We start from the raw sequence: 26,666 nt of genomic DNA on the forward strand, positions 1-26,666 counted from the left end.
CGTCCGGGACCGGTCGCCGATCGGGCCAGCACGCTCGTGCCGTGAGCCTGGACACACTTTCCAAACAACTGTTGGCAAAGATGTCTTTGCAGCGCTATGTTTGGACCTCCACCAGACCTCACCGCAGGAGACGCCATGATGCTCACCGCCACCGCACCGCGTCCGACCGTCGTCGACCGCGTCGGCGACCACGTCGCACGGCTGCTGGTCGACGCCGGCACCCACCTGAGCGACACCCTCACCGCCCGAGCGGAGCACCGCGCCAGCCGTGCGAAGCACCGTGACGCGCACGCCCGGGACCGCCGCACCCGGGGCCGACACCAGCACCTCGCCGTCGAGCGGACGCGCGACAACACCGCGCAGATCAACCCGCTGGGTCTCCGCTGAGGTCTCGGCACAGTACGGTCGTGACATGACGGACCCCTCCACGCCGGCACCGGACGCCGCCCGGACGCCCGCCCCGGTCGACGCGGCCCGGCTGCGGGGACTGTCGCACCCGCTCCGCGTCCGGATCCTCGACCTGCTCCAGGTGCACGGGTCCCTCACCGCCAGCCGCCTGGCCGAGCTCGTCGGCGAGTCCAGCGGATCCACCAGCTACCACCTGCGCCAGCTCGCCAAGCACCAGTTCGTCCGGGAGGTCGAGGGCAAGGGCACCGCCCGCGAACGCTGGTGGGAAGCGACGCCGGGGGGCCTCGTCATCGGGCCGGCGGCGGCCGACGACGCGGGCGTCCGCACCACCCGCTCGCTCGTCCGCGCCGGCTTCGAGCAGGCCCGCCAGGAGAAGATCTGGCGACTCCTCGACCTGATGAACGAAGACCCCGCGCAGATCCCGGACTCCGCCGGCTGGGAGGAGGCGATCACCCTCATGACCGCCAATGCGCACGCGACGCCCGAGCAGCTCCTCGGACTGGTCGAGGCCGTCCAGGCGACGATCACCGCCGAGATCAGCCGGCTCAAGAGCCAGGAACCGGACCCGCGGTCCCGGCCCGTGCAGATCCACTTCAACGCCTTCCCGGTCGTCCCCGACGAGGGAGCGTCACGACCCGCCGGCACCGACGCCGCGGGTCACGGCGACCCGCTCGACTGACCTCGGGGCGCCCTCAGCGCCTGCTCACCGCCGAGGCCCACAGCCAGGCGAACCCCTCGCGGCCGACAGGGTCGACGTACCGCACGTACACGGCACGCGGGGTCCAGGCGAGCGCCTCGCCGTCCGCCCGGAAGGTCCTCCCCCGGCCGTCCGTCACCCACGCGGTCACCGGCAACGGCTCCGGAGGGCGGGTCGGCGGCTCCCGGCGCGCCTCGGGCGGGACCTCGGTGGCGACGTCACGCAGCGGCACACGCTCGATGCCGCGGTCGCCCTCCCCACGCCGTGTCGAACTCATGTTCGAATGCTAGCGCGCGACGCGCCCCGTCGTCCCGGAGGTAGCCGGGAGACCCCCGGAGGCGCAAGGATGCGCCCATGACGCTGTTCGAGTTCCTGGCAGAGCGACTCGGCGAGGACGAGATCGCGGCCCGGGAGGTTCCGTCCGGCCGCTGGACCGTCGTGGCCGACGACGGACTGCTGACCGACTACCTCACCCGCCTCGACCCCTCCCGCGTGCTGGCGGAGGTCGAGGCGAAACGGCGGATCGTGGAGCTGCACGAACCCTTCATCATCGGCGATCTCGGTGAGACGCTCTGCTACCGCTGCGGCCACGGGAACGAGTCCGACCCCGGTGCGCGATGGCCCTGCCTCACGGTCGCCGCCCTCGGGACCGTCTACGCGGACCACCCGGACTACGAGGAGAGCTGGCGGCCGTAGGACGCTGCGGGGCTCGCGGCACGCTGCTCCGACGTGCCCCGCGGCCCCGCACGCCTCCCCGACGCCGGTCGGCTCCCGGGTCGCGGCAGCCGACTACCCAGGAGAACGCCGAGGATCACGAGCACACCGCCGGCGAGCTCCCCGGGGGTCGCCGTCTCCCCCAGCACGAGCCACGCCGCGGTCATGCCCACGACCGGCACCAGCATCGAGAACGGCGCGACCACGCCCGCCGGGTGTCGCGACATCAGCCAGGTCCACAGACCCGACCCCGCCACGGTGCCGAGCAGCACCGTGTACGCGAGGCCGACGACGGCACCGACGGCGCCCGGGTCGTCGTAGGAGACCAGCGAGGCCCCGATGCGGTCCGGCCCCTCGACGAGGAGCGAGACCGCCAGCATCGGCAGGGGCGGCACCACCGACATCCACAGGGCCAGGTGCAGCGGGTTGCGCGGCCTCGCCTGCCGGTTGCACACGTTCCCGATGGCCCAGCCGAAAGCACCGGCCAGCGTCAGCAGAAAGGGCAGGACGGCGGCGTGCTCGGCCCGCTGCCACCCGACGACGGCGAGTCCCGCCACCGCGACGAGGATGCCCACGAGCTGGCGGCCGCTGAACCGCTCGCGCAGGAACGTCGCACCCAGCACCACGGTGAACGGCCCCGAGGCCTGCAGGACGAGGGAGGCGAGCCCCGCCGGCATCCCCGCCGCCATCCCCCAGTACAGGAACGTGAACTGCAGGACGCCGAAGCCGAGGCCGTAGCCGATCAGCCAGCGCACCGGCACCCCAGGCCACGGCACGAGCAGGACGGTCGGCACCGCCAGGACGGCGAACCGCAGCGCCACCAGGAACAGCGGCGGGTAGTGCTGCAACGAGGCGTCGATGGCCAGGAAGTTCAGACCCCACAGCAGCGCCACGAGGGCGGCGAGGAGACGATGACGGGTCGGCACACCTCATGCTCGACCTGACCGAGGATGAAGGACAAGCGAAACTTTCTTCATCGACGACGTAGGCTGACTTCATGGAAGTCCGGCACCTCGAGCTCCTGCGCGAGCTGGCGGACCGGGGCAGCATCTCCGCCGTCGCCGCAGCCACCCACCGCACGCCCTCCGCCGTGTCCCAGCAGCTACGCACGGCCCAGCGCGAGCTCGGCGCCGCACTGGTGGAGCCGCACGGGCGCGGGGTCCGGCTGACCGACGCGGGCCGGCTGCTCGCGGACGGCGCGGTGGAGGTCGCCGTCGCGCTGTCCGCCGTCCAGGCGCGCTGGGACGCGTTCCGCGACGCGCCCGCGGGCACGGTCTCCGTGGCCGCCCTGCCGAGCGCCGCCACCTACCTCTTCCCCGCGCTGGAGCGGGACCTGGCCGCGAGCGGCGTCGAGCTGCGACTGACCGAGCTCGATCTCGCCGAGGCGGAGTACGGGGCCATGACCGCCGACCACGACGTCGTCGTCGCGCACAGCATGACCAGCGTGCGGCCGCCCGGGACCGACGGTCTCGTCGTCGTGCCCGTCGTCGACGAACCGATCGACGTCGCGATGGCCACGCACCACCGTCTCGCGGTCCACGGCACCGTGTCGCCGGCCGACGTCGTCGACGAGGTCTGGGTGGGGGTGCCCCGGGGGTTCCCGTTCGACACCGTGCTGCGCACCATCGAGCAGGCCACGGGGGCGCAGCTGGACGTGCGCCAGCGCCTGCTCGACAACCGGCTGGTGGAGGCCCTGGTCGCGACCAGCTCACGGCTGGCGGCGCTGCCCCGGTTCACCACGCCGGTCGATGACGGGCTCACGCTCCGTCCGCTGACCGGCGTCCCGGCCGTGCGTCACCTCTCCGCGGTGATGCGACCCGACCGCGCCCGACGCCGGGCCGTCCGACACGTGCTGGACAGCCTCACCGCCGCGGCCGCGGACACGGCCCGACGTCACGGCGTCGAGGGCCGCCGGCCCCGCGACGGTGCGACGCCGGCCTGACCGCCCGGGTTCCCTCCCCACCGCGAGCGGATGCCGCGGCCCGTGCCCCCGCCCGGGTTCGAACCGGGACTGGACCGGGTTTAAGCCGGCTGCCTCTGCCAGTTGGGCTACGGGGGCGTGCGGGACGACGATCGGGCGGCCTCGATCGACAGCTCCGGTCGCGATCGGCAGCTCAAGATACCGAACGGGACGGGAGCGTCGACCGGGACCGCCCGATGCGTGCTCGCCGGGACGTCAGCCGCCGTGCTCCGCCTTGGCCGCGGAGGCCTCCGCCTTCTGCTCGACCTTCTCACCCTGCTGCTTCGGAGGCACCGAGGCCTTGCGGAACTCGTCGCGCGGGTCGTGCAGCGAACCGAGGGAGACGATCTCGCGACCCATGAGGAACTGGCCGATCCAGCCGATGAGGATGCGGAACTTCCGGTTGCCCGTCGGCATCGCCATGACGTGGTAGCTGCGGTGGGCGAGCCAGGCGAGGGGGCCCTTGAGCTTGACGAAGCCGAACAGCTCCGCCACGCCCTTGTACAGGCCGAGGGAGGCGACCACGCCGATGTTCTTGTGCTTGTACTCCACCAGCGACTCGCCCTTGAGCTGGGCGATCAGGTTGTCCGCGAGCTGGGTGGCCTCGCGGATCGCGTGCTGCGCGTTCGGCGGGCAGAACGAGCCGGGGTTGAGCAGGTCCGGCACCGCGGCGCAGTCACCGGCGGCCCAGGCGTCCGGGACGACCTCGCCCTCGGTGCCGTCCTCGTTCGTCCGCGCGACCTGCAGCGTCGGCAGGACCGTGACGCGACCCATCTTGTCGCTCGGCAGGTCGGAGCTGTCCTTGATGACCGGGTTCGCCTTGACGCCGGCCGTCCACACGATCGTCTCGGTGTCGAACTCGACACCCGTGGAGGTCACGACGTGGCCGTCCTCGCAGGAGGACAGGAACGTGTTGAGGTGGAACTCGATGCCGCGCTTCTTCATCTCCTCGAGCGCCCACTCGCCCATGGGCTCGGAGACCTCCGGCAGGATGCGGCCGGCGCCCTCGATCATGACGAACCGCAGGTCCGACTCCTCGATGGTCGGGTAGTTGCGGGTCGCGTAGCGCGCCATGTCCTCGATCTCGGCGAGCGCCTCGATCCCCGCGAAGCCGCCGCCGACGAAGGTGAAGGTCAGCATCCGCTCGCGCAGGTCGGCGTCCCACGTGGACGAGGCGACGTCCATGCGGTTGAGCACGTGGTTGCGCACCGCGATGGCTTCCTCGACGTTCTTGAAGCCGATGGCGTTCTCCGCCAGGCCCGGGATGGGCAGCGTGCGCGAGACCGAGCCGAGGCCGACGACGAGGTGGTCGTAGGAGACCTCGTAGTCCATGCCCTCCTCGGGCGAGATCGTGACCTTCTTGTCGCCGTGGGCGATGTTCGTGACCTTGCCCTGCAGCACGTCGATGCCCTTGAGGGCGATCCGGTGCGGGGCGACCACGTCGCGCGCGTCGATCGACCCGGCGCCGGCCTCCGGCAGGAAGGGCGCGTACGTCATGTAGGGGCGCGGGTCCACGACGACGATCGCCGCCTCGCGCTTGCCGAGCTTCTTGCGCAGCCGGCGCGCCACGTACAGCCCGACGGAGCCACCGCCGAGCACGACGATGCGAGGCACCTTGCGGGGGCGCGGTGCGGGCGCGGGCGCGTCCTGGGCAGGGTTGTCCGTCGACAGAACGTTCTGAGGCATGACCACCAGTCTACGACTGCCTCACCTCGGATCGCACGGGAGGTGACGGCCTGTGCCGACCATCACCGCCCCGGACCGCTGTGACCAGGCGTTTGCGCCGACATCGCGCCACAGGATCGACAGAACGGACACCCCGAAGGTGTCCACGATGTGATCGATCGGTCAGACGAGGGACAGCGCGATGCCGTCGAGGATGTCGCTCTCGCTCGTGACGACCTCGGTGAGACCACCACCGGTCGCGGCGACGTCGTCGCGCACCCGGGCCACGATCTGCGACCAGATCAGCGCACCCGCACCGATCACGTCGGCCCGGCCCGGGTGCATGAACCCCAGCGCGAGCCGCTCCTCGCGAGTACGCCGCAGCAGGTCGTCGCAGGCCGTCAGCACGTCGTCGACGGCGAGCACGGTGCCGTTGATGGCGTCCCGCTGGTAGCTCGGCAGCCGCAGGGCGTGCGCCGTCACCGACGTCACCGAGCCCGCGAGCCCCACGAGAGTGGCGGCGCGTCCCAGCGGCACGGCCCGGGCGGCCTCGTCGAGGGCCGCGTCGACGTCGGCCCGCGCCGCGGCGACCTCGTCGGCCGTCGGCGGGTCGGACGGCAGATGCCGTTCGGTGAGGCGCACCGAGCCGACGTCCATGGACACGGCGGCGTCCGGCGTCGTCGTGCCGAGCACCAGCTCGGTGGAACCGCCGCCGAGGTCGACCACGAGGTAGGGGCCGGGGTGGGCCGCGGCCTCACCGCTCGTCGCGCCGCGGAAGGACAGCTCGGCCTCCTCCCGGCCGGTGATGACCTCCGGGTCCACGCCGAGCGCGGCACGCACGCCCGCGACGAACTCGTCCCGGTTGCGGGCGTCACGGGTGGCGGACGTCGCCACGAACCGGACCCGGGTCGCACCGAGCTCGGCCGCGACCTTCGCGTACTCGCGCGACGCTGCCAGGGTGCGCTCGAGCGCCCAGGGCGCCAGCTCACCGGTGCGGTCGACGCCCTGGCCGAGGCGCACGATCTCCATCCTGCGGTCCAGCTCGGTCAGGGTGCCGTCGGCGGCGACGTCCGCCACCAGGAGGCGGATGGAGTTCGTACCGCAGTCCACGGCGGCCACACGGGTGCTGCTCATCACGGACGCACCTTCTCACCCCGGACCGACACGTGCGACGTCAGCACGAGCACCGGTCCGGGCGCCACTGGTCCCGGACCATCGCCAGCGCCTCGTCACCCAGCGGGTTCACCCCGGGGCCGGCGGCGAGGCTGTGCGCGACCAGCACGTGCAGGCACTTGACGCGGGTCGGCATCCCCCCGGCCGAGATGCCCTCGATCTCCTCCACCCGACCGAGCTCGGCCCGGCGTGCCAGGTAGTGCTCGTGAGCGGCCCGGTAGGCGGCGGCGAGCTCGTCGTCGACGGCGAGCCGGTCGGTCATCTCCTTCATGACACCCTCGGCCTCGAGCCGAGAGGCCGCGGCGACGGCGCCGGGGTGGGTCAGGTAGTACGTCGTCGGGAAGGGCGTGCCGTCCGGCAGCCGCGGCGCGGTGCGCGCCACCAGCGGGCGCCCGCACACGCACCGTGCGGCGATGCCGACGACGCCGCGCGGCGTCCGGCCGAGCTGTTCGGCCATCACCTCGAGGTCATGAGGGGTCGCGACGGTCGGGTCGTCGCCGGGTGCCGGCGCGGGGGACGGGGTGGAGGGTTCGGGACTCACCCGGTCATTGTCCCCCGCCGGAGTCGGGGGTCTCCACGTCGGCCGGATCGTCGACCGTCCCGGGGTCCACCACGGCGCGATCCGCGGCCTGCACCGACTCCCACATCGCCTGGTACCACGGGGCACCGGTGGTGCCGGGGCCGACAGCCGGGGCAGGGTCGGTCGTCGTCTCCGGCTCGTCGTCGACCTCGATCTCCTCGGCGTCGACGACACGCCAGGCGGTGTCCCCGGGCAGCACGAAGTTCAGGCGGCTCCGGGCCTGCTGGATGACGTACGTCCGGTCGTCCCAGCGCGCCAGCTCGTTCTCCAGCTGGTCCCGTTCGGCCTGGTTGGCCGTCAGCTCCGCCCGCAGGCGATCGATCTCCGCCTGCTGCTGCACCGCGCCGCGCACGGTCGGCAGGAGCAGGACGAACGCGAGGAGCACGACGACCGAGAGCACGATGAGCCGGACCGTGAGCACCTCGGGCAGGACCAGCCCGAAGCGGCTGCGGCGCCGTTCGTCCCGCGACGGCCCGGCCGGGCGGCGCGAGGCGCCGCTCGGGGCGGACGCCGACGACGAGGACGCCCGCGGGCGGCCGGCGCCGGTGCGCGACGTCGGCCGCGGTCCGGGATGGCCGGTCGGGCGCGTCGGACCCCGGCGGGTTCGGGGCGTGGTCGGACGACGGGAGGACACGTCCCGATTGTGCCGGTCCACGGGGCGTGAACGGCACACCCCGCCCCGGCGCGCCCGCGCCCGGGCCGACCACGAGTCAGGACCGACGTGCGCGAGTCAGGCCGGTCGCGGGCGAGTCAGGACCGATGCGCGCGAGTCAGGCCGACCCAGCACCAGTCAGGACCGTGATGCCCGGCCCAGGAACGACGACGGCCGGCCGCCCTCGCGGAGGGGCGACCGGCCATCGGTCGTACCGGCTTCTCATCCTGACCCGTCCGGATCAGTCCTGACTCGCGCGCATCGGTCCTGACCCGTCCGGATCAGTCCTGACCCGCGCAGAGGTGCTCTGACCCGCGCGCGGCGGTCCTGACCCGGCGTCAGGCCTGGTAGCGCGGGAAGGCCGACTTGCCGGCGTAGCGCCCGGCGTCGTCCAGCGCGTCCTCGATGCGCAGCAGCTGGTTGTACTTGTTGACGCGCTCGCCGCGAGCCGGCGCACCGGTCTTGATCTGACCGGCGTTCGTGGCCACGGACAGGTCCGCGATGATGGTGTCCTCGGTCTCGCCGGAACGGTGCGAGGTCATCGTGGTGAAGCCGTTGCGCTGCGCGAGCGTCACGGCGTCGAGCGTCTCGGTGAGGGTGCCGATCTGGTTGAGCTTGACCAGCAGGGAGTTCGCCGCCTTGAGCTCGATGCCCTTGGTGAGGCGCTCCGGGTTGGTGACGAAGAGGTCGTCGCCCACGATCTGGACCTTGTCGCCGATGCGCGCGACCAGGGTGCTCCAGCCCTCCCAGTCGTCCTCGGCCAGCGGGTCCTCGATGGAGACCAGCGGGTAGTCCTCGACGAGCTGCTCGTAGTACTCGGTCATCTCGGCGGCCTGCAGGCTCTTGCCCTCGAAGGAGTACTTGTCGTCCGAGAAGAACTCGGTCGAGGCCACGTCCAGCGCGAGCGCGACGTCGTCGCCGGGCTTGTAGCCGGCCTTCTCGATCGCGGTGATGATCAGGTCGAGCGCGGCACGGTTGCTCGACAGGTTCGGGGCGAAACCGCCCTCGTCGCCGAGACCGGTCGCCAGGCCCTCGGCCTTCAGCACGCCCTTGAGGGCGTGGTAGACCTCGGCGCCCATGCGCAGGGCTTCCTTGAAGGACTCCGCACCGACCGGCGCGATCATGAACTCCTGGATGTCGACGTTGGAGTCCGCGTGGGACCCGCCGTTGAGGATGTTCATCATCGGCACGGGCAGGACGTGCGCGTTCGGGCCGCCGACGTAGCGGAACAGGTCCAGGCCCGCGCTCTTGGCCGCGGCCTTCGCCACGGCGAGCGAGACGCCGAGGATCGCGTTCGCGCCCAGCTTGCCCTTGTTCGCGGTGCCGTCCAGCTCGATCAGCGTCTGGTCGATCAGGCGCTGCTCCTCGGCGTCGTAGCCGATGAGCTCGGGAGCGATGTCGTCGATGACGGCGTTGACCGCGCCCTCGACGCCCTTGCCCAGGTAGCGGTTCTTGTCGGCGTCCCGGCGCTCGACGGCCTCGAAGGCGCCCGTGGAGGCGCCCGACGGGACCGCGGCACGGGCGAACGTGCCGTCGTCGAGGGCGATCTCGACCTCGACGGTGGGGTTGCCACGAGAGTCCAGGATCTCGCGTGCGCCAACGGCTTCGATGCTTGCCACGGATGCTCCTTCTGCAGGGCTCGTGGGCGGTCGGGGCCAGGCCCGGACGCTCCTGCGTCCCGTGGCAGCCGACGCCCACGACGTTGGAGGGTTGACGCCCCCAGGGTAGCCCTCACGTGGCGGGCCCGCCGTCCTGCCCGGCAGGCGAGCACCCGCCGTCCGGAACTCACCCGCGCACCGCGGGGCGGCCGCACTATCGTGACGAGGGTGGAGGGCTTCTGGGACTTCGTCGGCTCCTACTGGTGGCTGGTGTTCCCGCTGAGCGGGATCATCGGCGGGTGGGCCGGCGGCGTCCGCCGGTGGGACGAACGCCGACGCCGGGACAAGATCGAGCTCTACCGGCTCCAGCACGCGGACCGCGTCGCCGCCGCGGAGGCGGAGGAGTCGCTGACCGACGAGATCGAGCGCACGATCGCGACGCACGAGGAGACCGAGCGCCGCTGGCTCGAGTACGAGCTGGACGCCGTCAAGACCCTCGACTTCCCGGTCATGACCGACATGCGCGAGCAGGTCACCGTCGACTACCACCGCGCACGCCGGGAGGCCGAGGCGCTGCGGCCGGAGGACCCGGCCGACCTGCGCGACCGTCGGCGGCTGGACCGGTACGGCGCGGCGGTGCGCGAGTACCAGCTCACGTTCGACGTCGCCGAACGCGAGGCGAAGCGGCGTCGGGCCTCCGACTTCTCGGCGGAGGAGCGGCGGGCGCTGGACCGGGCGAAGAAGCTGCTGGCCCTGGCCGACGACGACGGCGCCTCCCCGGCCGAGCGGCAGTCCGCCTACCGCCGGGCCATGAAGGAGCTCGAGGGCATCGTCGTGCTGCCCGACGCCGCCACCGCCGCCATCGAGCAGCGGATCGCGGGCGAGCTGGGTGCCACCGCCCACGACCCGTCGGACCGCGACGACACGACGCCCTGACGGCCCGTCCCAGGACCGGGACGGGCCGTCAGGGCGTGCTCGTCAGGGCGCTCAGCTCGTGCCGAGGGACACCTGCGCCGCCGCGAGCCGCGCGATCGGGACGCGGTACGGCGAGCACGAGACGTAGTCCAGACCGATCTCGTCGAACAGGGCGATCGACGCCGGGTCGCCGCCGTGCTCCCCGCAGACGCCGGTCTTGAGGTCCGGGACCGTGTCGCGACCCTTCCGGACGCCGGTGCGGACCAGCTCGCCCACGCCGTCGACGTCGATGCTCGCGAACGGGTTGCCCGGCAGGATGCCGGCCTCGACGTAGGCGCCCAGGAACGACCCCTCGGCGTCGTCGCGCGAGATGCCGACCGTGGTCTGGGTCAGGTCGTTGGTGCCGAACGAGAAGAAGTCGGCGTGCGCGGCGATCGCGCCGGCGACGAGCGCGGCCCGCGGCAGCTCGATCATCGTGCCGACCGAGTGCGGCACGTCGTCCCCGGGCACCTCCTCGGCCCAGGTCTCCTCGACGACCTCGCGCATGCGGCGCAGCTCCTCGTCGAACCCGACCAGCGGCACCATGATCTCGACGTGCGGGTCCTGGCCCCGCTCGCGGACGGCGCGGGCCGCGCGGGCGATCGCCCGCACCTGCATCCGCGCGATCTCCGGGTAGAGCAGCGCGAGCCGCACGCCCCGGGTGCCGAGCATCGGGTTCATCTCGCTGAGCCGCTTGACGTGCGCGAGGAGCTCGCGGGCGTCGTCCAGCTCGGGGCCGGTGGTGCCCGCTTCCTCGAGCCGCTGGACGTGCACGGACTGCTCGACGAGGTCCGGCAGGAACTCGTGCAGCGGCGGGTCGATGAGCCGGATCGTGACCGGCAGCCCGCTCATCGCGGTGAGGATCTCCTCGAAGTCCGCCTGCTGCATCGGCAGCAGCCGCTCCAGCGCCGCGGCCCGCTCCTCGGTGGTCTCGGCGAGGATCATCGACTGCACGACGGGCAGCCGCTCGGCGTCCATGAACATGTGCTCCGTGCGGCACAGGCCGATGCCCTCGGCACCGAGCTCACGGGCCTTGGCCGCGTCCGCGCCGGTGTCCGCGTTGGCGCGCACACCCAGGCGTCGCACGTCGTCGGCCCAGGCCAGCACCGCGGTGAAGTCCTCGGTGATCCGCGGCGGCACCAGCGTCAGCGCGCCGGCGTACACGTCGCCCGTGGTGCCGTCGATGGTGATGGTGTCCCCCTCGGAGAGCACCGTGTCCCCCACGGTGACCGTGCGGGCCTCGACGTCGATCTGCAGCTCGCCCGCACCGGCGACGCACGGCTTGCCCATGCCCCGGGCGACGACGGCGGCGTGCGAGGTCATGCCGCCGTGGGTGGTGAGCACACCCTGGGCCGCGATGACGCCGTGGATGTCGTCCGGCGTCGTCTCCCACCGCACGAGCACCACGGACTCGCCGGCGTCCCCGCGCTCGGCGGCGGTGTCGGCGTCGAACACGACGGTGCCGACGCCGGCACCCGGCGAGGCGTTCAGGCCGCGGGTCAGCGGCTTCTCCCCGTGCTCGGGGTCGAGGCCCGGGTGCAGGAGCTGGTCGAGCTGGGCGGGCTCGATCCGCCGCAACGCCGTGCTGCGGTCGATGACGCCCTCGGCGACGAGGTCGCGGGCGACCTTCAGCGCCGCGGCGGCGGTGCGCTTCCCGGTGCGGGTCTGCAGCAGGTAGAGCTTGCCGTCGTCGACGGTGAACTCGATGTCCTGCATGTCGCCGTAGTGCTGCTCGAGCCGGGCCATGGTGTCCAGCAGCTCGCGGTAGGCGTCCGGCAGGACCTCCTCCATCTCGGCGAGGGCGCGCGGGGTCCGGATGCCCGCGACGACGTCCTCCCCCTGGGCGTCGACCAGGAACTCGCCGTAGAGCTCCTTGGTCCCGGTGGCGGGGTTCCGCGTGAAGCACACACCGGTGGCGGAGGTGTCACCGCGGTTGCCGAACACCATCTGCATGACGTTGACCGCCGTGCCGAGGTCGTCGGGGATGTCGTGCGCCCGGCGGTAGACGTTGGCCCGCGGGGTGTCCCACGAGGAGAACACCGCCTGCACGGACCGGCGGAGCTGCTCCCGCGGGTCCGTGGGCAGTCCCTGGCCGGTGTGGCGCAGCGCCACGGTGCGGAAGGTGTCGACCAGCTCCTGGAGGTCCTCGACCGTCAGCTCGTTGTCGAGCTCGACGCCGCGGCGGGCCTTCAGCGCCGAGATCTCGTCCTCGAACGCGTGCCCGGGCACCCCCTCGACGACCTCGCCGTACATCTGCAGGAAGCGGCGGTAGCAGTCCCAGGCGAACCGGGGGTTGCCGGACTCCTCGGCCAGCCCGACGACGGACTCGTCCGAGATCCCGAGGTTGAGGATGGTGTCCATCATGCCGGGCATCGACATCACCGCACCCGACCGGACGGAGACCAGCAGCGGCCGCTCCGCGGCGCCCAGACGCCGGCCCGTGCGCTGCTCGAGCGCGTCCAGGTGCGCGAGGATCTCCTCCCACAGGCCGTCCGGCCAGGTGCCGCCGGACTCCATCGTCGCGACGCAGGCCTCGGTCGTGACGGTGAAGCCGTCGGGCACGGGGACGCCGATGCGGATCATCTCCGCCACCCCGGCGCCCTTGCCGCCGAGCAGCGGCTTCATCTCCGCGGTTCCCTCGCCCAGGTCGTAGACGAGCCGTCGGCTCCGGTCCTCGACGACGGTCTGGTCGGTGCGGGCGTGCTCGGACTGGTCGGTCATGGCTCCCTTGCCTTCCTCTCAGCTCCGGGCGGAAGGATCGCTCCGCCCGTCGGCGCGTGTGGGCAGGACTGTACGGGTGCGGCGCCGCGCTGTCACAAGATCGATGATCCGCCCCGCGGCCTCCTCCAGGGCCAGCGTGGTGGTGTCCAGCACCGGGCAGCCGAGCCGGCGCTGCACCTGGGCGACGTCGTCGAGCTCGTCGACGATGCGCGCCAGGTCGGCGTACCCGCCGAGGCTCCCGGAGCCCTGCCGGGCGGCCCCCATGAGGTCCACCCGGCGCCGGCGGATCGACACGAGGCGCTCCGGGTCGATGGTCAGCCCGACGATCTTCCAGGAGTCGACCCGGAACAGCTCCGGCGGCGGCGGGACGCCGGCGACGAGGGGGATGTTCGCGGTCCGGTAGCCCAGGTAGCCGAGGTACATCGACAGGGGCGTCTTGCCGGTGCGCGAGGCGCCGACCAGGACGATCTGCGCCTCCTGGAGCCCGTCCGGCGTGACGTGACCGTCGTCGTTGGCGATCGCGAACTCCATCGCGTGGATGCGCTCGAAGTAGTCGGCCGCGAGCCCCACCGGCTGGACGAGCCGGGCGGGTTCGGCCCCCGTCCGAGCGGTGACGGCGTCCAGGGCCGGGGTGAGCAGGTCGGCGCACGGGATGTCCAGCTCGGCGCACCGGTCGATGACCTGCCCGTGCAGCACCTCGTCCACGACGGTGCAGAACACGACGGCCAGGTCCGGGTCGGCGCGCAGCTGCTCCACGACGTCGTCGAGCCCCTCCTGGCTGTGCAGGCGCGGGTGCCGCACCACGACGACCTCGAGCTCGGGGTACTGCGCCTGGACCGCTCGGCCCACCCGCGCACCGGTGTCACCGGTGGAGTCCGCGACGACGTGGATGACGACGCGCTCGGAGGTGATCATGCGCCCAGGCTAGGCCCGGGGACCGTCGTCGCGCCGGGTGGGCCGGGCGCGTCGTCAGCGCGTGGCCGTCCCGGCCGCCGCGGCGGCCGACACCTCCCCCAGGACGACGGCGTCCACCAGCTGCCGCGCCCAGTCCAGCAGCGCCGCACCGCGCAGCGGTTTGCCGCCGATCCGCGCCGTGGTCGGGAACGGCACCAGGAACGCACGGATGCCGGGCTTGAGGACCGTGCCGGGGTACAGCCGCTTGAGCCGCATCTGGGCGGACTCGGGGAGGTCCACCGGCGCGAAGCGGATGTACTTGCCCTGCGCGGTGATGTCGGTGAGCCCGGCCCGCCGCACGTGGTTGCGGAACTCCGCCACCCAGAACAGCGACTCGGTCGGCTCCGGGAGCGCCCCGTACCGGTCGGTCAGCTCGGCGCGGACCTCGGCCAGCGCCGCGGAGTCCTGCGCGGCCGCGATCTTCTTGTACGCCTCGAGGCGTAGGCGCTCCGTCGCGATGTACGACTCGGGCAGGTGCGCGTCGACCGGGAGCTCGATGGTGACCTCGGGTTCCTCGGCGTCCCCCTCGCCCTTGAACGCGCGCACGGCCTCGCCGACCATCCGCACGTACAGGTCGAACCCGACACCGGCGATGTGGCCGGACTGCTCGCCGCCGAGCAGGTTGCCCGCCCCACGGATCTCGAGGTCCTTCATCGCGATCTGCATGCCCGCCCCGAGATCGGTGTTCGCGGCCATCGTCGCCAGCCGGTCGTGGGCCGTCTCGGTGAGCGGCCGCTCCGGGGGGTACAGGAAGTAGGCGTAGGCACGTTCGCGACCACGGCCCACGCGACCGCGCAGCTGGTGGAGCTGGGACAGCCCGAAGGTGTCGGCGCGCTCGAGGATCAGGGTGTTGGCGTTGGAGATGTCCAGGCCGGTCTCGACGATCGTGGTGCACACCAGGACGTCGACCTCCCGCTCCCAGAAGGCCCGGATGACCTGGTCGAGCTGGTTCTCGCTCATCTTGCCGTGCGCGACACCCACGCGGGCCTCCGGCACGAGCTCACGGATCTTCGCCGCCGTCCGGTCGATGGACTCGACCTTGTTGTGGATGTAGAAGACCTGCCCCTCGCGCAGCAGCTCACGGCGCACCGCCGCGGCGATCTGCCTCTCCTCGTAGGCGCCGACGTAGGTGAGCACCGGGTGGCGCTCCTCCGGGGGCGTGGCGAGCGTCGACATCTCCCGGATGCCGGTGACCGCCATCTCCAGCGTGCGCGGGATCGGCGTCGCCGACATCGCCAGCACGTCGACGTTGGTGCGCAGCTGCTTGAGCGTCTCCTTGTGCTCGACGCCGAAGCGCTGCTCCTCGTCGACGATCACCAGGCCGAGGCTCTTGAAGTGCACCGAGCCCGTGATGAGCCGGTGGGTGCCGATGACGATGTCGACCGAGCCGTCCTTGAGCCCGGCGATCGTCTCCTCGGACTCCTTGGCGCTCTGGAACCGCGAGAGGGCCCGGACGTTCACCGGGAACCCCGCGTACCGTTCGGAGAACGTGTCGAAGTGCTGCTGCACCAGCAGGGTGGTGGGCACGAGCACGGCCACCTGCTTGCCGTCCTGGACGGCCTTGAACGCCGCCCGGATCGCGATCTCGGTCTTGCCGTAGCCGACGTCGCCGCAGATCAGCCGGTCCATGGGGACGGTCTTCTCCATGTCGGCCTTGACCTCGTCGATGGTGACGAGCTGGTCGGGCGTCTCGACGTAGGCGAAGGCGTCCTCGAGCTCCCGCTGCCACGGGGTGTCCGGCCCGAAGGCGTAGCCCTCGGTGGCCATGCGCGCCGAGTACAGCCGGATGAGCTCGCTCGCGATCTCGCGGACGTGCTTGCGGGCGCGCGCCTTGGTGTTCTTCCAGTCGGCGCCGCCCATCTTGTTCAGGCTGGGCGACTCCCCGCCGGTGTACTTGGTGACCTGGTCGAGCTGGTCCATCGGCACGAACAGGCGGTCCCCCGGATGGCCCCGCTTGGACGAGGCGTACTCGATCACCAGGTACTCGCGGGTGGCCGCGCTCGCCCCGGCGCCGAGGGTGCGCTGCACCATCTCGACGAACCGTCCGACCCCGTGCTGCTCGTGCACCACGAAGTCGCCGGCCTGGAGCTGCAGCGGGTCGACGACGTTGCGGCGCCGGGAGGGCATCTTGCGCATGTCGCGGGTGGTCGAACCCTGCCGACCGGTGAGGTCGGCCTCGCTGAAGACCGCGAGCCGCAGCTCGGGGACGACGAACCCCTTGCCGACCAGCGCCGGGACGACGTGCACGACGCCGCCCTCGGGTTCGGTGGCCAGGTCCGTGGACAGCCGGGCCGCGGTGTCGGACGCGCCGAGCTGCTCGACCATGCGCTTGGCCGGTCCGGGGCCCTCCGTGGTGAGCACGAGGCGCCAGCCCGCCTTCTGCAGCCCGCGCACGTCGTCCAGCGCCCGGGCGACGTCCCCGCGGTAGGACTCCACGTCGCGGGCGGCGATCGTGACGGTGGTCGCGCCGTCCTCCCCCGTCGCGACGGGCGGCGCGTCCTCGTCGGCGGTCTCGGCCCCCTCCAGGGAGAACGCCGAGAGCGTCCACCAGCCCAGGCCCCGGCGGGCGGCGACCTCGCGGGTCTCGGCGAACGTCGCGAACGACGCGGCGGACAGGTCGATCGGTGCGTCGGCACCGGCGACGGCGCCGGTCCAGGCCGCGGCGAGGAACTCCTCGGTCGTGGCCACGAGGTCGTGGGCACGACGTCGCACCCGCTCCGGCTCGTCCAGGACCAGCAGCGCGTCGTCGCGGACCAGGTCGAGCACCGGCACCATGCGCTCCACGAGCACCGGGGCGAGGGACTCCATGCCCTCGACCGCGACGCCCGCGGCGAGCTTGTCCAGCATGTCGGTGGCGCCCGGGAGCTGCTGCACCAGGTCCGCGGCCCGGGCACGCACCGCGTCGGTGAGCAGGATCTCGCGGCACGGCGGCGCCCACAGCCCGTGGTCGGCGATCTCCAGGGACCGCTGGTCGGCCACGGCGAACCACCGGATCTCGGTGATCTCGTCGCCCCAGAACTCGATGCGCAGCGGGTGGTCCTCCGTCGGCGGGAAGACGTCGAGGATGCCGCCGCGCACGGCGAACTCCCCCCGGCGCTCGACCATGTCGACGCGGGTGTAGGCGGCGGCCACCAGGGCGTCGCCCACGGCGGTGAGGTCCGCCTCCTGCCCGGTGCGCAGCGCCACGGGCTCCAGCTCACCGAGGCCGTCCACCACGGGCTGGAGCAGGGCCCGCACCGGCATCACCAGGACGTCGACGGGGCCGGTCGGGCCGGTCTCGTCGGGGTGGGCGAGCCGGCGGAAGACCGCGAGGCGGCGGGCCACGGTGTCGGCGCGGGGCGACAGCCGTTCGTGCGGCAGCGTCTCCCACGAGGGCAGCACGGCGATGCCGTCGGACCGGTCGTCCGGCAGGTACGCGCGCAGCGCCGCGGCCAGCTCGTCGGCGTCCCGGCCGGTCGCCGTGACGACCACCAGGGGGCGCTTCTCGGCGGCGGCGGCGAGCAGCGGCGCGCGGACGCCCCGCGGACCGACGACGTCGACCTCGCCGCCCTCGGGGACCGCGTCGAGCGCAGCGGCAGCGCCGGGGTCGGCGAGCAGAGCAGGGACGATGCCGGTGAGGTTCATGAGAGTCCTTCGTGCGCACGGCGACGGGCCCACCTCGCCCCGGGGCGGGGCGTGCGGGCTGGCGTCCTCAGGATACGGCGGGTGACGCGGGCCCGGCGGGGCCCGACCCGGTCAGGCTCGGGCGTGGTACCGGCCCTGCGCCGCGAGCAGGCCCTCGGTGGCGACCATCTCGACGGCGTCGGCCGCGTCGACGAGCAGCATCGGCAGCTCCTTGCGCTCGGACCCGGAGAAGTCCTTGAGCACGTAGTCCGCGGTGTCCATCCGTCCCGGCGGGCGCCCGACGCCGACGCGCACCCGGGTGTAGTCGCGGGTACCCAGCGCCTTGGAGATGTCCCGCAGGCCGTTGTGGCCGCCCTCGCCCCCACCGGTCTTCAGCTTGAGGGAGTCGAAGGGGATGTCGACCTCGTCGTGCACGACCAGCACGCGGTCGGCCCCGATGCCGTAGTAGGAGGCCAGCGCCGACGTCGGGCCGCCGGAGGTGTTCATGTAGGTCGTGGGCTTGGCCAGCACGACGCGGGGCCCGGGGGCGCCGCCGGGCAGGACCCCGAGCCGCGCCTCGGCGACGGCCGCCTGGGCGCGGGGGTGCTTGGCGAACCGGCTGCCGGTGCGCTCCGCCAGGACGTCGAGCACCATGTGGCCGACGTTGTGGCGGTTGCCGGCGTAGCGGGGCCCGGGGTTGCCGAGGCCCACCACCAGCCAGGGTCCGTCAGCCATGCTCGTCTCCCATCGGTCGGTCGGGTCGGGGCGCCCCGGTGCGGGTCAGCGCCGACTCTAGCCGGACGGCGAAGGGCCCGACGGCGAGACGTGTGGTCCGCCGTCGGGCCCTGGCGCGATGTCGCGGCGCGGTGCGGCGCCCGGCCGTGGCCGGACGGTCCGCTCAGGCCGGGATCACTCCGCGGAGGACTCGCCCTCGGCCTGCTCGCCCTCGGCCGACGCGGCGGACTCCTCCTCGGCCTCCTCGGCCGACTCCTCGCCGCGCGGCTCGGTGATCGTCACGACCGCGTGCTCCGGGTCGGTCAGCAGCGTGACGCCCTTCGGCATCTCGAGGTCGCCCGCGTGGATGTTGTCGCCGGACTCGCGACCCTCGATCGAGACGTGGATGTACTCCGGGATGCTCGTGGCGTCGGTCTCGACGGACACGGTCTGCGACTCGACGAAGTGGATCGTGCCGGGGGCGGACTCGCCGTCGACCTGGATCCAGACGTCCACGGCGATCTTCTCGCCCTTCTTCACCAGCAGCAGGTCGATGTGCTCGATGTTCCAGGTCACGGGGTGGCGCTGGATGTCCTTGACGACGGCGAGCTCGGTGCCGTTGTCGAAGGAGAGCTCGATGAGGGCGTTGGTGTGACGCACGGCCAGCATCGTGGCGTGGCCCGGCAGCGTGACGTGGACCGGGTCCGTGCCGTGGCCGTACAGGACGGCGGGGATGTTGTTCGCACGGCGGATACGACGGGCAGCGCCCTTGCCGAACTCGGTGCGGACCTCGGAGGCGAGCTTGATCTCGGCCATGGGGATCACTCCTGGGAAGACTGTGCGTGCCGGCGGACGGAACAGGACCACCGGCTGCCCGCGACCGAAACCGGTGCGGACGGGCGGCTGCGTCGGCGTGGGGCACGTGACGGACACGACCGCGGGACGCCGCACGGGCGGGACGACGTCACCGCACCGGCAGCCGCCCAGTCGATCACGGAGGTCCGACGCAGTCCCTGCGTCGAGCAGCACGACCCGGTCGGATCCGCTGCCCGTCAGACGTCCCTCGCCGAGGCAACCGGTCTACTGTACCCGGTCCGCGGACGTCGAGGAAACCTCCGCGGGCGTGCACCGGCTCACGCCGGCGCACGCCCCGGCGGGGATCAGGGGTTGCCGTCGAAGAGCGACGTCACGGAGCCGTCGTCGAACACCTCGCGGATCGCGCGGGCGACCAGCGGCGCGATCGACAGCACGGTCAGCCCGTCGAAGCGCTTCTCGGGCGGGATCGGCAGCGTGTCGGTCACGACGACCTCGACGGCACCCGACTCGGACAGCCGCTGCGGGGCGGGGTCCGACAGCACGCCGTGGGTGGCGGCCACGATCACGGACTTCGCACCGGCCTCCATGCAGACCTTGGCCGCCTCGGAGATCGTGCCGCCGGTGTCGATGAGGTCGTCGACGAGCACGCAGTCGCGCCCCTCGACGTCACCGACGACCCGGTTCGCCACGGCCTGGTTGGGGCGGGTCACGTCACGCGTCTTGTGCACGAACGCCAGCGGGCCGCCGCCGAGCTTGGCGGCCCACTGCTCGGCCACCCGGATCCGGCCGGCGTCCGGGGACACGACCGTGACGTTCGAGGTGTCGACACGGGTGCGGACGTAGTCCGTCAGCACCGGCATCGCCCACAGGTGGTCGACCGGACCGTCGAAGAAGCCCTGGATCTGCGCGGTGTGCAGGTCCACGCTCATGATCCGGTCCGCACCGGCGGTGTGCAGCATGTCCGCGACCAGCCGCGCGGAGATCGGCTCGCGACCGCGGGACTTCTTGTCCTGCCGGGCGTAGGCGTAGAACGGGGCGACCACCGTGATCGTCCGGGCCGAGGCACGCTTGGCCGCGTCGACCATGAGCAGGTGCTCCATCAACCACTGGTTGACCGGTGCCGTGTGGCTCTGCAGCAGGAAGATGTCCGTGCCGCGGACCGACTCGCCGAACCGGACGTACGTCTCGCTGTTGGCGAAGTCGTACGCGGAGGTCGGCAGCAGGTTGATGCCCAGCTCGTCGGCGACGTCCTCGGCGAGGGCCGGATGTGCGCGACCGGCCGCGACGACGAGGGTCCGCTCTCCGGTACCCGGGATGGAGGTGTTCATCAGTAGGAGATTCCTTCGCTACGTGCGGCTCGGTCTCAGGCGGACTCGGAGGAGGCCGGGTCCCCGGCGGCGTCGTCGGTGTGCGACACCTTCGGGATCGCTCCTGTCAGGGCATTGTGCTCGGCCAGCTCCAGCTTCGCCTGCGGGCCGAGGCCGCCACCGTCCTCGGCGGCCCCGTCCCGGGTGCGGGCGGCGGCCTCCGCGGCCGGCGTGCCGGCGCGACGGCGCTCCACCCACCCCTCGATGTTCTGCTGCTGGGCACGGCTGACGCCGAGCGCGCCCGCGGGGACGTCCCGGGTGACGACGCTGCCGGCGCCCGTGTACGCGCCGTCACCGATGGTCACGGGGGCGACGAACATGTTGTCCGCCCCGGTGCGCGCGTGCGAGCCGATGACGGTGCGGTGCTTGTGCACGCCGTCGTAGTTGACCGTCACGGAGGCCGCGCCGACGTTGCTCTCGTCGCCGATCGTGGCGTCCCCGATGTAGGACAGGTGCGGGATCTTCGAGCCCTCGCCGATCTGGCTGTTCTTCGTCTCGACGAAGGTGCCGATCTTGCCGCGGGCGCCGAGCACCGTGTTCGGCCGCAGGTAGGCGAACGGCCCGACCGAGGCGTCGGCGCCGATCACCGCGAGCGAACCGTGCGTGCGCACGACGCTGGCCCGCTCGCCGACCTCGACGTCCGTCAGCGTGGTGTCGGGGCCGACCGTGGCACCCTCGGCGACCGTGGTCGCCCCGTGCAGCTGGGTGCCCGGGAGCAGGGTGACGTCGCGGGCGAGCTCGACGTCGACGTCCACCCAGGTGCTGGCGGGGTCGACGACGGTCACGCCCTCGCGCATCCAGCGCTCCAGGGTGCGGCGGTTCAGCTCGGCACCGAGCGTGGCCAGCGCCAGCCGGTCGTTGACGCCCTCGACGAGCATCGGGTCGTCGGACAGCAGCGCGCGCACGGCGCCGCCGGCCTCGCGGGCGGAGGCGATGACGTCGGTGAGGTAGACCTCGCCCTGGGCGTTGTCGTCGCCGAGACCGCCCAGGCCGCGTCGCAGCACGGCGGCGTCGAAGACGTAGACCGAGGAGTTGATCTCCCGGATCTCGCGCTGCTCGGGCGTGGCGTCGGCGTGCTCGACGATCGCGGTGACGTCGCCGGTGCCGGCCTCGCGCACGATCCGCCCGTAGCCGGTGGCGTCCTCCAGCTCGGTCGTCAGGACCGTCACGGCGTTGCCGTCGGCGTGGTGGGCGGCGAGGAGCTCGGCGAGCGTGGCGCCGTCGAGCAGCGGGATGTCGCCGGCGAGCACGACGACGGCACCTTCGAGGCCGTCGCCGAGCGGGTGCTCGCCGTCGGCGTCGTGGACCTCGTCGGCGCTGTGCACCAGGTCGGCCGCGCGGACGGCGTGCGTCCGGGCGTCGAGGGCGTCCAGTGCGCACTGCACGGCACGCCCGGTGCCGGGGATCTCGTCCTGGTCGACGACGAGCGCCGACGCGTCGATCTCCCGCGCCGCGGCCGCGACCTGCTCGCGCTCGTGGCGCACGACGACGGCGACGTGCTCCGGCGTCAGCTCCCGTGCCGCGGTCATCGCGTGCCCGAGCATCGTGCGGCCGCCGATGCCGTGCAGCACCTTGGGGGTCGCGGACTTCATCCGGGTGCCCTGCCCGGCTGCCAGGACCACGACGGCGGCCGGTCGTGCCGTCGTCGGGTCGGTCGGGTGCTGCTCGCCCTGGGGGACCGTGGGAACCACCACTGCTCCGTCTCTGTCGGGGGTCTGGCGCGAGCTCCGCCCCCAGGATTCGAACCTGGACCAAGGGCACCAAAAACCCTTGTGCTGCCGATTACACCAAGGCGGATCGTGCGCGACGTCGTACCGGACCACGCCCGGCTCCGCCGTCGGGCCGGCGACCTCCGGGGCCCCGGGCGCCGCACATCCAGGCCTCAGTCTGCCAGGTCGCCGCGGGTGGCTCGCACATATCCCGCCCGGGTGCACCGGCCGGCACCGTGGGGCGCACCACACCGGGGCTCACGCGGCGCCACGCCGACCGGGGGCACCGCCGGGACGGACCGCGCACCCCGCCGGGCCGCGCACCAGGCAGAATGGAGGTCATGGCTGCTGCACCCCGGGAGACGAAACGCCCGCCGCGTGCGCGCATGACCGCGAGCCAGCGCCGCGAGCAGCTGGTGGCCGTGAGCCGCGGACTGTTCGCGGCGAAGGGGTTCGACGGCACGAGCGTCGAGGAGATCGCCAGCACGGCGGAGGTCTCCAAACCCGTGGTGTACGAGCACTTCGGCGGCAAGGAGGGCATCTACGCCGTCATCGTCGACCGCGAGGTGCAGGCCCTGACGGGCGCCCTGACGGGGGCGCTGGCCGAGGGCGGCCACCCCAAGGTGCTGCTCGAGCGGACGGCGCTGGCGCTGCTCGACTACATCGAGTCCTCCGAGGACGGGTTCCGCATCCTGGTGCGCGACTCCCCCGTCGCCCAGGCGACCGGGACCTTCTCGTCCCTGATCGGGGACGTCGCCACGCAGGTCGAGCACATCCTGGCCGAGGAGTTCCGCAGCAACGGGCTGGACCCCAAGGTCGCCCCGCTGTACGCACAGATGCTGGTGGGCATGGTGGCGCTGACCGGTCAGTACTGGCTCGACGCCCGGCGACCGAAGAAGTCCGACGTCGCCGCGCACCTGGTCAACCTGGCCTGGAACGGGCTGTCCGGCATGGAGCGCAAGCCGGGGCTCATCGAGCGCTGACCCCGCCGCCGACAGGCCGATATCAAGATTCTTGATATCGAGAGACCCGCGCTAGGCTCGGAGGATGGAGAGCACGCACCCCGGCGACGAGGTCGACCGCATCGTCACCGCCTGGCAGCGCGAACGCCCCGACCTCGACGTCGAGCCGCTGACCGTCTTCTCCCGGATCAGCCGGCTCGCCCGGCACCTCGACCGTGCGCGTCGCGGCGCCTTCGCCCGGCACGACCTCGAGACGTGGGAGTTCGACGTCCTGTCCGCCCTGCGGCGCGCCGGCGAGCCGTACCGCCTCTCCCCCGGACGCCTCGTCGCCCAGACCCTGGTCACCAGCGGCACCATGACCAACCGCATCGACCGGCTCGCCGAACGCGGCCTCGTCGAGCGCCACCGGTCCCCCGAGGACCGGCGCGGCGTGCTGGTCCGGCTCACCGGCGCCGGGCGCTCACGTGTCGACGCGGCGATGAGCGACCTGCTGGACGTCGAGGCCCAGGTCCTCGACGCCCTGCCCGCCGAGGAACGCCCCCGCCTCGCCGCGCTGCTGCGCACCCTCGGCGCCCAGTTCGACGGGTAGCCGCCCCGGCGACGGCTCACGCCGGCTGCGCGACCGCCAGGTTCGCCTCCCCGAGCAGCTCGAGCAGACGGACCGCCGCCGGCGCGGCCGAGGCCCCCGAGACGGCCGAGACCACCCACTCCGGGGCGCCGCCGGCGGGCAGCTCCAGGATCGCGAGTCCGGCGGCCTGCGGCTTGGCGGCGACGTGCTGGGGCACGACGGCGACCCCGAGCCCGCGCTGGACGAAGTCCAGCAGCGTGTGGACGTCGTCGACGCTCATCCGCACCCTCCGCTCGAGGTGCCGGTCGGCGAAGGCGTCGTCGACGAGCCGACGGATCGCCCACGGCTCGCGGAAGTCGACGAAGTCCCGGGCGGCCAGGTCCTCCCACGAGACCTGCGGGGACCGGGCGAGGTCGTCGGTCGGGTGGGCGAGCGCGACGACGGGTCGGCGGCCGAGCTCCAGACGCCGCAGGGAGCCGAGGTGCTCGGTGGTCGCCAGGAACGCGACGTCGAGGTCGCCCGCCCGCACCTGGGTGGCGAGCTCGGCGGACCCGGCCTGGGTGAACTGCACGTCCACCAGCGGGTAGCGCAGCCGGAACCGTTCGAGCAGCGGCCCGACGTCGATCACGCCGAGGCACTGCTCGGACCCGAGTCGCAGCCGTCCCGAGAGCTGCTGGCTGGCGCGCGCCACGGCGTCCCGGCCGGCGGAGGCCTGGGCGAGCATGCGCCGCGCGAACGGCAGCAGGGCCCGCCCGGCGTCGGTGAGGGCGACCTGGCGTGTGGTCCGGGAGAACAGCGACGCACCCAGCTCCTTCTCGAGGTTCCGGATCGCCGCGGACAGCCCGGACTGGGTCACCCCGCACAGCGCCGCGGCACGGGTGAAGTGCCCCTCCTCGGCCACCGCGACCAGGTACTCCATCTGCCGCAGCTCCATTGATCACTCCCAGTTCTGAACGGTATGAGTTCAAGTCGTTGGACTCATCATCGCTCACTTCTTATCGTCGACAGCACAGTCGAGACAAGGAGAACCGTGGAATCACGCACCATCGGAGACCGCTCCGTCAGCGCGATCGGGCTCGGCGGCATGCCCCTGTCCATCGAGGGACGCCCCGACCGGGAGCGCTCGATCGCCACCGTCCATGCGGCGCTCGACGCCGGTGTCACGCTGATCGACACCGCTGACGCCTACCACCGCGACGCCGGGGAGGTCGGGCACAACGAGGAGCTGATCGCCGAAGCCCTGCGCTCCTGGGGCGGCGACACCTCCTCGGTGCTCGTCGCCACCAAGGGCGGGCACCTGCGCCCCGGCGACGGCTCCTGGACCCAGGACGGCCGCCCGGAGCACCTCAAGGCGGCGGCCAAGGCCTCCGCCCAGCGGCTCGGCGTCGAGGCGATCGGCCTGTACCAGTTCCACCGGCCCGACCCGTCGGTGCCCTACGCCGAGTCGGTCGGCGCCCTGGTCGAGCTGCTCGACGAGGGCGTGATCCAGCAGGCCGGCATCTCCAACGCGGACGTCGCGCAGATCGACGAGGCGAACGCGGTGCTCGGCGGACGGCTCGCGTCCGTGCAGAACCAGTTCTCCCCCGCGTTCCGCTCCAGCCTGGGCGAGCTGCAGCACTGCGCCGAGCTCGGCGTGGCCTTCCTGCCCTGGTCGCCGCTCGGCGGCATCGCCCGGGCCGCGGAGGTCGGCACGGCGCACGCGGCGTTCGGCCGCGTGGCCGAGAGCCACGGCGTCAGCCCGCAGCAGGTCACGCTCGCCTGGGAGCTGTCCCTCGCCCCGGTCGTGGTGCCGATCCCCGGCGCCTCGCGACCGACCAGCATCCAGGACTCGGCCGGCGCCGTCGCCCTCGAGCTCACCGCCGACGAGCTCGCCGAGCTCTCCGACCACTGAAACACCCGGAGGATCCACCCATGAAGACCGTCCCCCTCGGCACCAGCGGCCGCCAGGTCCCCAACGTCGTCCTCGGCCTCATGCGCATCCAGCAGATGGACGACGACGCCGTCCGCGAGCTCGTGCGCACCGCCCGGGACGCCGGCATCGACTTCGTCGACCACGCCGACATCTACGGCGACCCCCTGCACGGCTGCGAGCGCCGGTTCGCCGAGGCCATGCAGCTCACGCCCTCGCAGCGCGAGGAGCTGACCATCCAGTCCAAGGCGGGCATCGTCCGCGAGGGCCCGTACTTCGACTTCTCCTACGACCACCTGGTCACCTCGGTCGAGGAGTCGCTGAAGGCCCTCGACACCGACTACCTGGACGTGCTGCTGCTGCACCGTCCCGACGCGCTGGTGGAGCCGGACGAGGTCGCCCGCGCCTTCGACCACCTGGAGTCGACCGGCAAGGTCCGCTCCTTCGGCGTCTCCAACCACACGCCGGGCCAGATCGAGCTGCTGAAGAAGTCCGTCCGGCAGCCGCTGGTGGCGAACCAGGTGCAGCTCTCGATCACCCACTCGCCGGTCGTGGCGCAGGGCGTGGCCGCCAACATGGCCGGCCTGGAGCAGTCGATCAGCCTCGACAACGGGCTGCTGGACTACTGCCGCCTGCACGACATCACCGTGCAGGCCTGGTCGCCGTTCCAGGCGGGGTTCTTCAACGGCGTGTTCCTCGGGTCGGAGGACTACCCGGAGCTCAACGCCGTCATCGACCGGCTCGCCGCGAAGTACGACGTGCCGGCCATCGCGATCGCCACGGCCTGGATCACCCGCCACCCGGCCGGGATGCAGGTCGTGCTGGGCACGACGACGCCGGAGCGCGTCGCCGGTGCCGCGCAGGGCTCGGACATCCCGCTCACCCGCGCCGAGTGGTACGAGATGTTCCGCGCCGCGGGCTACCGCGTGCCGTGACCGACGT

General features: G+C 72.7%; 24 protein-coding genes and 2 tRNA genes. 9 read left to right on the forward strand and 17 right to left on the reverse strand.

Annotated elements, in window-relative coordinates; all coding sequences use genetic code 11:
• Nucleotides 1–135 precede the first annotated feature (135 nt).
• Together HLI28_RS07970 and HLI28_RS15265 are read left to right on the forward strand one after the other, a co-directional pair.
• Nucleotides 136–387 carry a hypothetical protein gene (locus HLI28_RS07970; protein ID WP_171246984.1) on the forward strand — a complete coding sequence of 84 codons (252 nt, stop codon included), beginning with the start codon at nt 136–138 and terminating at the stop codon, nt 385–387.
• Nucleotides 388–412: 25 nt separating this feature from the next.
• Entirely contained in the window at nt 413–1,087 is a 675-nt protein-coding gene (locus tag HLI28_RS15265) for a winged helix-turn-helix domain-containing protein (protein WP_216077510.1), read from the forward strand.
• A gap of 13 nt (nt 1,088–1,100) precedes the next feature.
• Here HLI28_RS15265 and HLI28_RS07980 read toward each other — a convergent pair whose 3' ends face one another.
• Nucleotides 1,101–1,382: a hypothetical protein gene (locus HLI28_RS07980; RefSeq protein WP_171246985.1), complete on the reverse strand. Its 282-nt coding sequence runs from the start codon at nt 1,380–1,382 to the stop codon at nt 1,101–1,103.
• 77 nt (nt 1,383–1,459) lie between these two features.
• Here HLI28_RS07980 and HLI28_RS07985 point away from each other — a divergent pair, with 77 nt between their 5' ends.
• The gene (locus tag HLI28_RS07985; RefSeq protein WP_171246986.1) at nt 1,460–1,801 is read left to right on the forward strand and encodes a DUF6221 family protein; all 342 of its coding nucleotides are present in this window, start codon (nt 1,460–1,462) and stop codon (nt 1,799–1,801) included.
• On the opposite strand, the gene HLI28_RS07990 is transcribed toward HLI28_RS07985, so the two are convergent.
• A complete protein-coding gene (locus HLI28_RS07990) occupies nt 1,777–2,745 on the reverse strand; it encodes an EamA family transporter (RefSeq protein ID WP_171246987.1) in 969 nt (322 codons plus the stop codon). The two genes, HLI28_RS07985 and HLI28_RS07990, sit on opposite strands and share 25 nt — an antisense overlap.
• Nucleotides 2,746–2,816: 71 nt before the next feature.
• Between HLI28_RS07990 and HLI28_RS07995 the strand changes: the two genes are divergently transcribed.
• Complete coding sequence (locus HLI28_RS07995; RefSeq protein WP_171246988.1) at nt 2,817–3,761, forward strand: LysR family transcriptional regulator; 945 nt, start codon at nt 2,817–2,819, stop codon at nt 3,759–3,761.
• A 43-nt stretch (nt 3,762–3,804) separates the two neighbouring features.
• On the opposite strand, the gene HLI28_RS08000 is transcribed toward HLI28_RS07995, so the two are convergent.
• From HLI28_RS08000 to eno, 6 genes are all read right to left on the reverse strand, one after another.
• A tRNA-Leu gene (locus tag HLI28_RS08000) sits at nt 3,805–3,878 on the reverse strand.
• A gap of 117 nt (nt 3,879–3,995) precedes the next feature.
• Nucleotides 3,996–5,465, reverse strand: coding sequence for an NAD(P)/FAD-dependent oxidoreductase (locus HLI28_RS08005; RefSeq protein WP_171246989.1), 1,470 nt, complete (start codon nt 5,463–5,465; stop codon nt 3,996–3,998).
• A 162-nt stretch (nt 5,466–5,627) separates the two neighbouring features.
• Entirely contained in the window at nt 5,628–6,578 is a 951-nt protein-coding gene (locus tag HLI28_RS08010) for a Ppx/GppA phosphatase family protein (protein WP_171246990.1), read from the reverse strand.
• A 40-nt stretch (nt 6,579–6,618) separates the two neighbouring features.
• Nucleotides 6,619–7,074 (reverse strand): DUF501 domain-containing protein, encoded by a 456-nt coding sequence (locus tag HLI28_RS08015; protein WP_171247011.1) that lies wholly within the window; start codon nt 7,072–7,074, stop codon nt 6,619–6,621.
• 88 nt (nt 7,075–7,162) lie between these two features.
• The gene (locus HLI28_RS08020; protein ID WP_343035725.1) at nt 7,163–7,831 is read right to left on the reverse strand and encodes an FtsB family cell division protein; all 669 of its coding nucleotides are present in this window, start codon (nt 7,829–7,831) and stop codon (nt 7,163–7,165) included.
• 356 nt (nt 7,832–8,187) lie between these two features.
• Nucleotides 8,188–9,468, reverse strand: coding sequence for a phosphopyruvate hydratase (gene eno, locus HLI28_RS08025; RefSeq protein ID WP_171246991.1), 1,281 nt, complete (start codon nt 9,466–9,468; stop codon nt 8,188–8,190).
• A gap of 207 nt (nt 9,469–9,675) precedes the next feature.
• On the opposite strand from eno, the gene HLI28_RS08030 reads away from it, so the two are divergent.
• On the forward strand, nt 9,676–10,383 hold the full coding sequence (locus tag HLI28_RS08030) for a DUF2786 domain-containing protein (RefSeq protein ID WP_171246992.1): 708 nt from the start codon (nt 9,676–9,678) through the stop codon (nt 10,381–10,383).
• Between the two features lie 51 nt (nt 10,384–10,434).
• Here the strand turns inward: HLI28_RS08030 and ppdK are convergent, their stop codons facing one another.
• From ppdK to HLI28_RS08070, 8 genes are all read right to left on the reverse strand, one after another.
• On the reverse strand, nt 10,435–13,122 hold the full coding sequence (ppdK, locus tag HLI28_RS08035; RefSeq protein WP_171246993.1) for a pyruvate, phosphate dikinase: 2,688 nt from the start codon (nt 13,120–13,122) through the stop codon (nt 10,435–10,437).
• Nucleotides 13,123–13,140: 18 nt separating this feature from the next.
• Nucleotides 13,141–14,037 (reverse strand): pyruvate, water dikinase regulatory protein, encoded by an 897-nt coding sequence (locus tag HLI28_RS08040; RefSeq protein WP_171246994.1) that lies wholly within the window; start codon nt 14,035–14,037, stop codon nt 13,141–13,143.
• A 54-nt stretch (nt 14,038–14,091) separates the two neighbouring features.
• Nucleotides 14,092–17,700, reverse strand: coding sequence for a transcription-repair coupling factor (gene mfd / locus HLI28_RS08045; RefSeq protein WP_171246995.1), 3,609 nt, complete (start codon nt 17,698–17,700; stop codon nt 14,092–14,094).
• A gap of 111 nt (nt 17,701–17,811) precedes the next feature.
• On the reverse strand, nt 17,812–18,414 hold the full coding sequence (pth, locus tag HLI28_RS08050) for an aminoacyl-tRNA hydrolase (protein ID WP_171246996.1): 603 nt from the start codon (nt 18,412–18,414) through the stop codon (nt 17,812–17,814).
• A gap of 174 nt (nt 18,415–18,588) precedes the next feature.
• Nucleotides 18,589–19,209, reverse strand: a complete 621-nt coding sequence (locus HLI28_RS08055; RefSeq protein ID WP_171246997.1) for a 50S ribosomal protein L25/general stress protein Ctc — start codon at nt 19,207–19,209, stop codon at nt 18,589–18,591.
• 344 nt (nt 19,210–19,553) lie between these two features.
• Nucleotides 19,554–20,537: a ribose-phosphate diphosphokinase gene (locus tag HLI28_RS08060; RefSeq protein WP_171246998.1), complete on the reverse strand. Its 984-nt coding sequence runs from the start codon at nt 20,535–20,537 to the stop codon at nt 19,554–19,556.
• A 35-nt stretch (nt 20,538–20,572) separates the two neighbouring features.
• Nucleotides 20,573–22,168: a bifunctional UDP-N-acetylglucosamine diphosphorylase/glucosamine-1-phosphate N-acetyltransferase GlmU gene (gene glmU / locus HLI28_RS08065; RefSeq protein ID WP_171247013.1), complete on the reverse strand. Its 1,596-nt coding sequence runs from the start codon at nt 22,166–22,168 to the stop codon at nt 20,573–20,575.
• A 133-nt stretch (nt 22,169–22,301) separates the two neighbouring features.
• Nucleotides 22,302–22,373, reverse strand: a tRNA-Gln gene (locus HLI28_RS08070).
• A 298-nt stretch (nt 22,374–22,671) separates the two neighbouring features.
• Between HLI28_RS08070 and HLI28_RS08075 the strand changes: the two genes are divergently transcribed.
• Together HLI28_RS08075 and HLI28_RS08080 are read left to right on the forward strand one after the other, a co-directional pair.
• Nucleotides 22,672–23,268, forward strand: coding sequence for a TetR/AcrR family transcriptional regulator (locus HLI28_RS08075; protein WP_171247014.1), 597 nt, complete (start codon nt 22,672–22,674; stop codon nt 23,266–23,268).
• A 64-nt stretch (nt 23,269–23,332) separates the two neighbouring features.
• The gene (locus HLI28_RS08080) at nt 23,333–23,836 is read left to right on the forward strand and encodes a MarR family winged helix-turn-helix transcriptional regulator (protein ID WP_171246999.1); all 504 of its coding nucleotides are present in this window, start codon (nt 23,333–23,335) and stop codon (nt 23,834–23,836) included.
• A gap of 16 nt (nt 23,837–23,852) precedes the next feature.
• Here the strand turns inward: HLI28_RS08080 and HLI28_RS08085 are convergent, their stop codons facing one another.
• The gene (locus tag HLI28_RS08085; protein WP_171247000.1) at nt 23,853–24,749 is read right to left on the reverse strand and encodes a LysR family transcriptional regulator; all 897 of its coding nucleotides are present in this window, start codon (nt 24,747–24,749) and stop codon (nt 23,853–23,855) included.
• Nucleotides 24,750–24,845: 96 nt separating this feature from the next.
• On the opposite strand from HLI28_RS08085, the gene HLI28_RS08090 reads away from it, so the two are divergent.
• Together HLI28_RS08090 and HLI28_RS08095 are read left to right on the forward strand one after the other, a co-directional pair.
• Nucleotides 24,846–25,706, forward strand: a complete 861-nt coding sequence (locus HLI28_RS08090; RefSeq protein ID WP_171247001.1) for an aldo/keto reductase — start codon at nt 24,846–24,848, stop codon at nt 25,704–25,706.
• Between the two features lie 20 nt (nt 25,707–25,726).
• On the forward strand, nt 25,727–26,659 hold the full coding sequence (locus HLI28_RS08095) for an aldo/keto reductase (RefSeq protein ID WP_171247002.1): 933 nt from the start codon (nt 25,727–25,729) through the stop codon (nt 26,657–26,659).
• The last annotated feature ends 7 nt before the right edge of the window (nt 26,660–26,666 follow it).

Origin of the sequence: Isoptericola sediminis, from assembly GCF_013085345.1 — a bacterium.
Taxonomy (GTDB): Bacteria; Actinomycetota; Actinomycetes; order Actinomycetales; family Cellulomonadaceae; genus Isoptericola; species Isoptericola sediminis.

Coding starts and splice junctions, on each gene's coding strand:
- HLI28_RS15265 (WP_216077510.1), top strand. CDS start 413: ATGACGGACCCCTCCACGCCGGCACCGGACGCCGCCCGGACGCCCGCC.
- ppdK (WP_171246993.1), bottom strand. CDS start 13,122: ATGACCGACCAGTCCGAGCACGCCCGCACCGACCAGACCGTCGTCGAG.
- HLI28_RS08010 (WP_171246990.1), bottom strand. CDS start 6,578: ATGAGCAGCACCCGTGTGGCCGCCGTGGACTGCGGTACGAACTCCATC.
- HLI28_RS07995 (WP_171246988.1), top strand. CDS start 2,817: ATGGAAGTCCGGCACCTCGAGCTCCTGCGCGAGCTGGCGGACCGGGGC.
- HLI28_RS08075 (WP_171247014.1), top strand. CDS start 22,672: ATGACCGCGAGCCAGCGCCGCGAGCAGCTGGTGGCCGTGAGCCGCGGA.
- HLI28_RS08005 (WP_171246989.1), bottom strand. CDS start 5,465: ATGCCTCAGAACGTTCTGTCGACGGACAACCCTGCCCAGGACGCGCCC.
- HLI28_RS08055 (WP_171246997.1), bottom strand. CDS start 19,209: ATGGCCGAGATCAAGCTCGCCTCCGAGGTCCGCACCGAGTTCGGCAAG.
- HLI28_RS07970 (WP_171246984.1), top strand. CDS start 136: ATGATGCTCACCGCCACCGCACCGCGTCCGACCGTCGTCGACCGCGTC.
- HLI28_RS08080 (WP_171246999.1), top strand. CDS start 23,333: ATGGAGAGCACGCACCCCGGCGACGAGGTCGACCGCATCGTCACCGCC.
- glmU (WP_171247013.1), bottom strand. CDS start 22,168: ATGAAGTCCGCGACCCCCAAGGTGCTGCACGGCATCGGCGGCCGCACG.
- mfd (WP_171246995.1), bottom strand. CDS start 17,700: ATGAACCTCACCGGCATCGTCCCTGCTCTGCTCGCCGACCCCGGCGCT.
- HLI28_RS08040 (WP_171246994.1), bottom strand. CDS start 14,037: ATGATCACCTCCGAGCGCGTCGTCATCCACGTCGTCGCGGACTCCACC.
- pth (WP_171246996.1), bottom strand. CDS start 18,414: ATGGCTGACGGACCCTGGCTGGTGGTGGGCCTCGGCAACCCCGGGCCC.
- HLI28_RS08085 (WP_171247000.1), bottom strand. CDS start 24,749: ATGGAGCTGCGGCAGATGGAGTACCTGGTCGCGGTGGCCGAGGAGGGG.
- HLI28_RS08060 (WP_171246998.1), bottom strand. CDS start 20,537: ATGAACACCTCCATCCCGGGTACCGGAGAGCGGACCCTCGTCGTCGCG.
- HLI28_RS07985 (WP_171246986.1), top strand. CDS start 1,460: ATGACGCTGTTCGAGTTCCTGGCAGAGCGACTCGGCGAGGACGAGATC.
- HLI28_RS08015 (WP_171247011.1), bottom strand. CDS start 7,074: ATGGCCGAACAGCTCGGCCGGACGCCGCGCGGCGTCGTCGGCATCGCC.
- HLI28_RS08095 (WP_171247002.1), top strand. CDS start 25,727: ATGAAGACCGTCCCCCTCGGCACCAGCGGCCGCCAGGTCCCCAACGTC.
- HLI28_RS07980 (WP_171246985.1), bottom strand. CDS start 1,382: ATGAGTTCGACACGGCGTGGGGAGGGCGACCGCGGCATCGAGCGTGTG.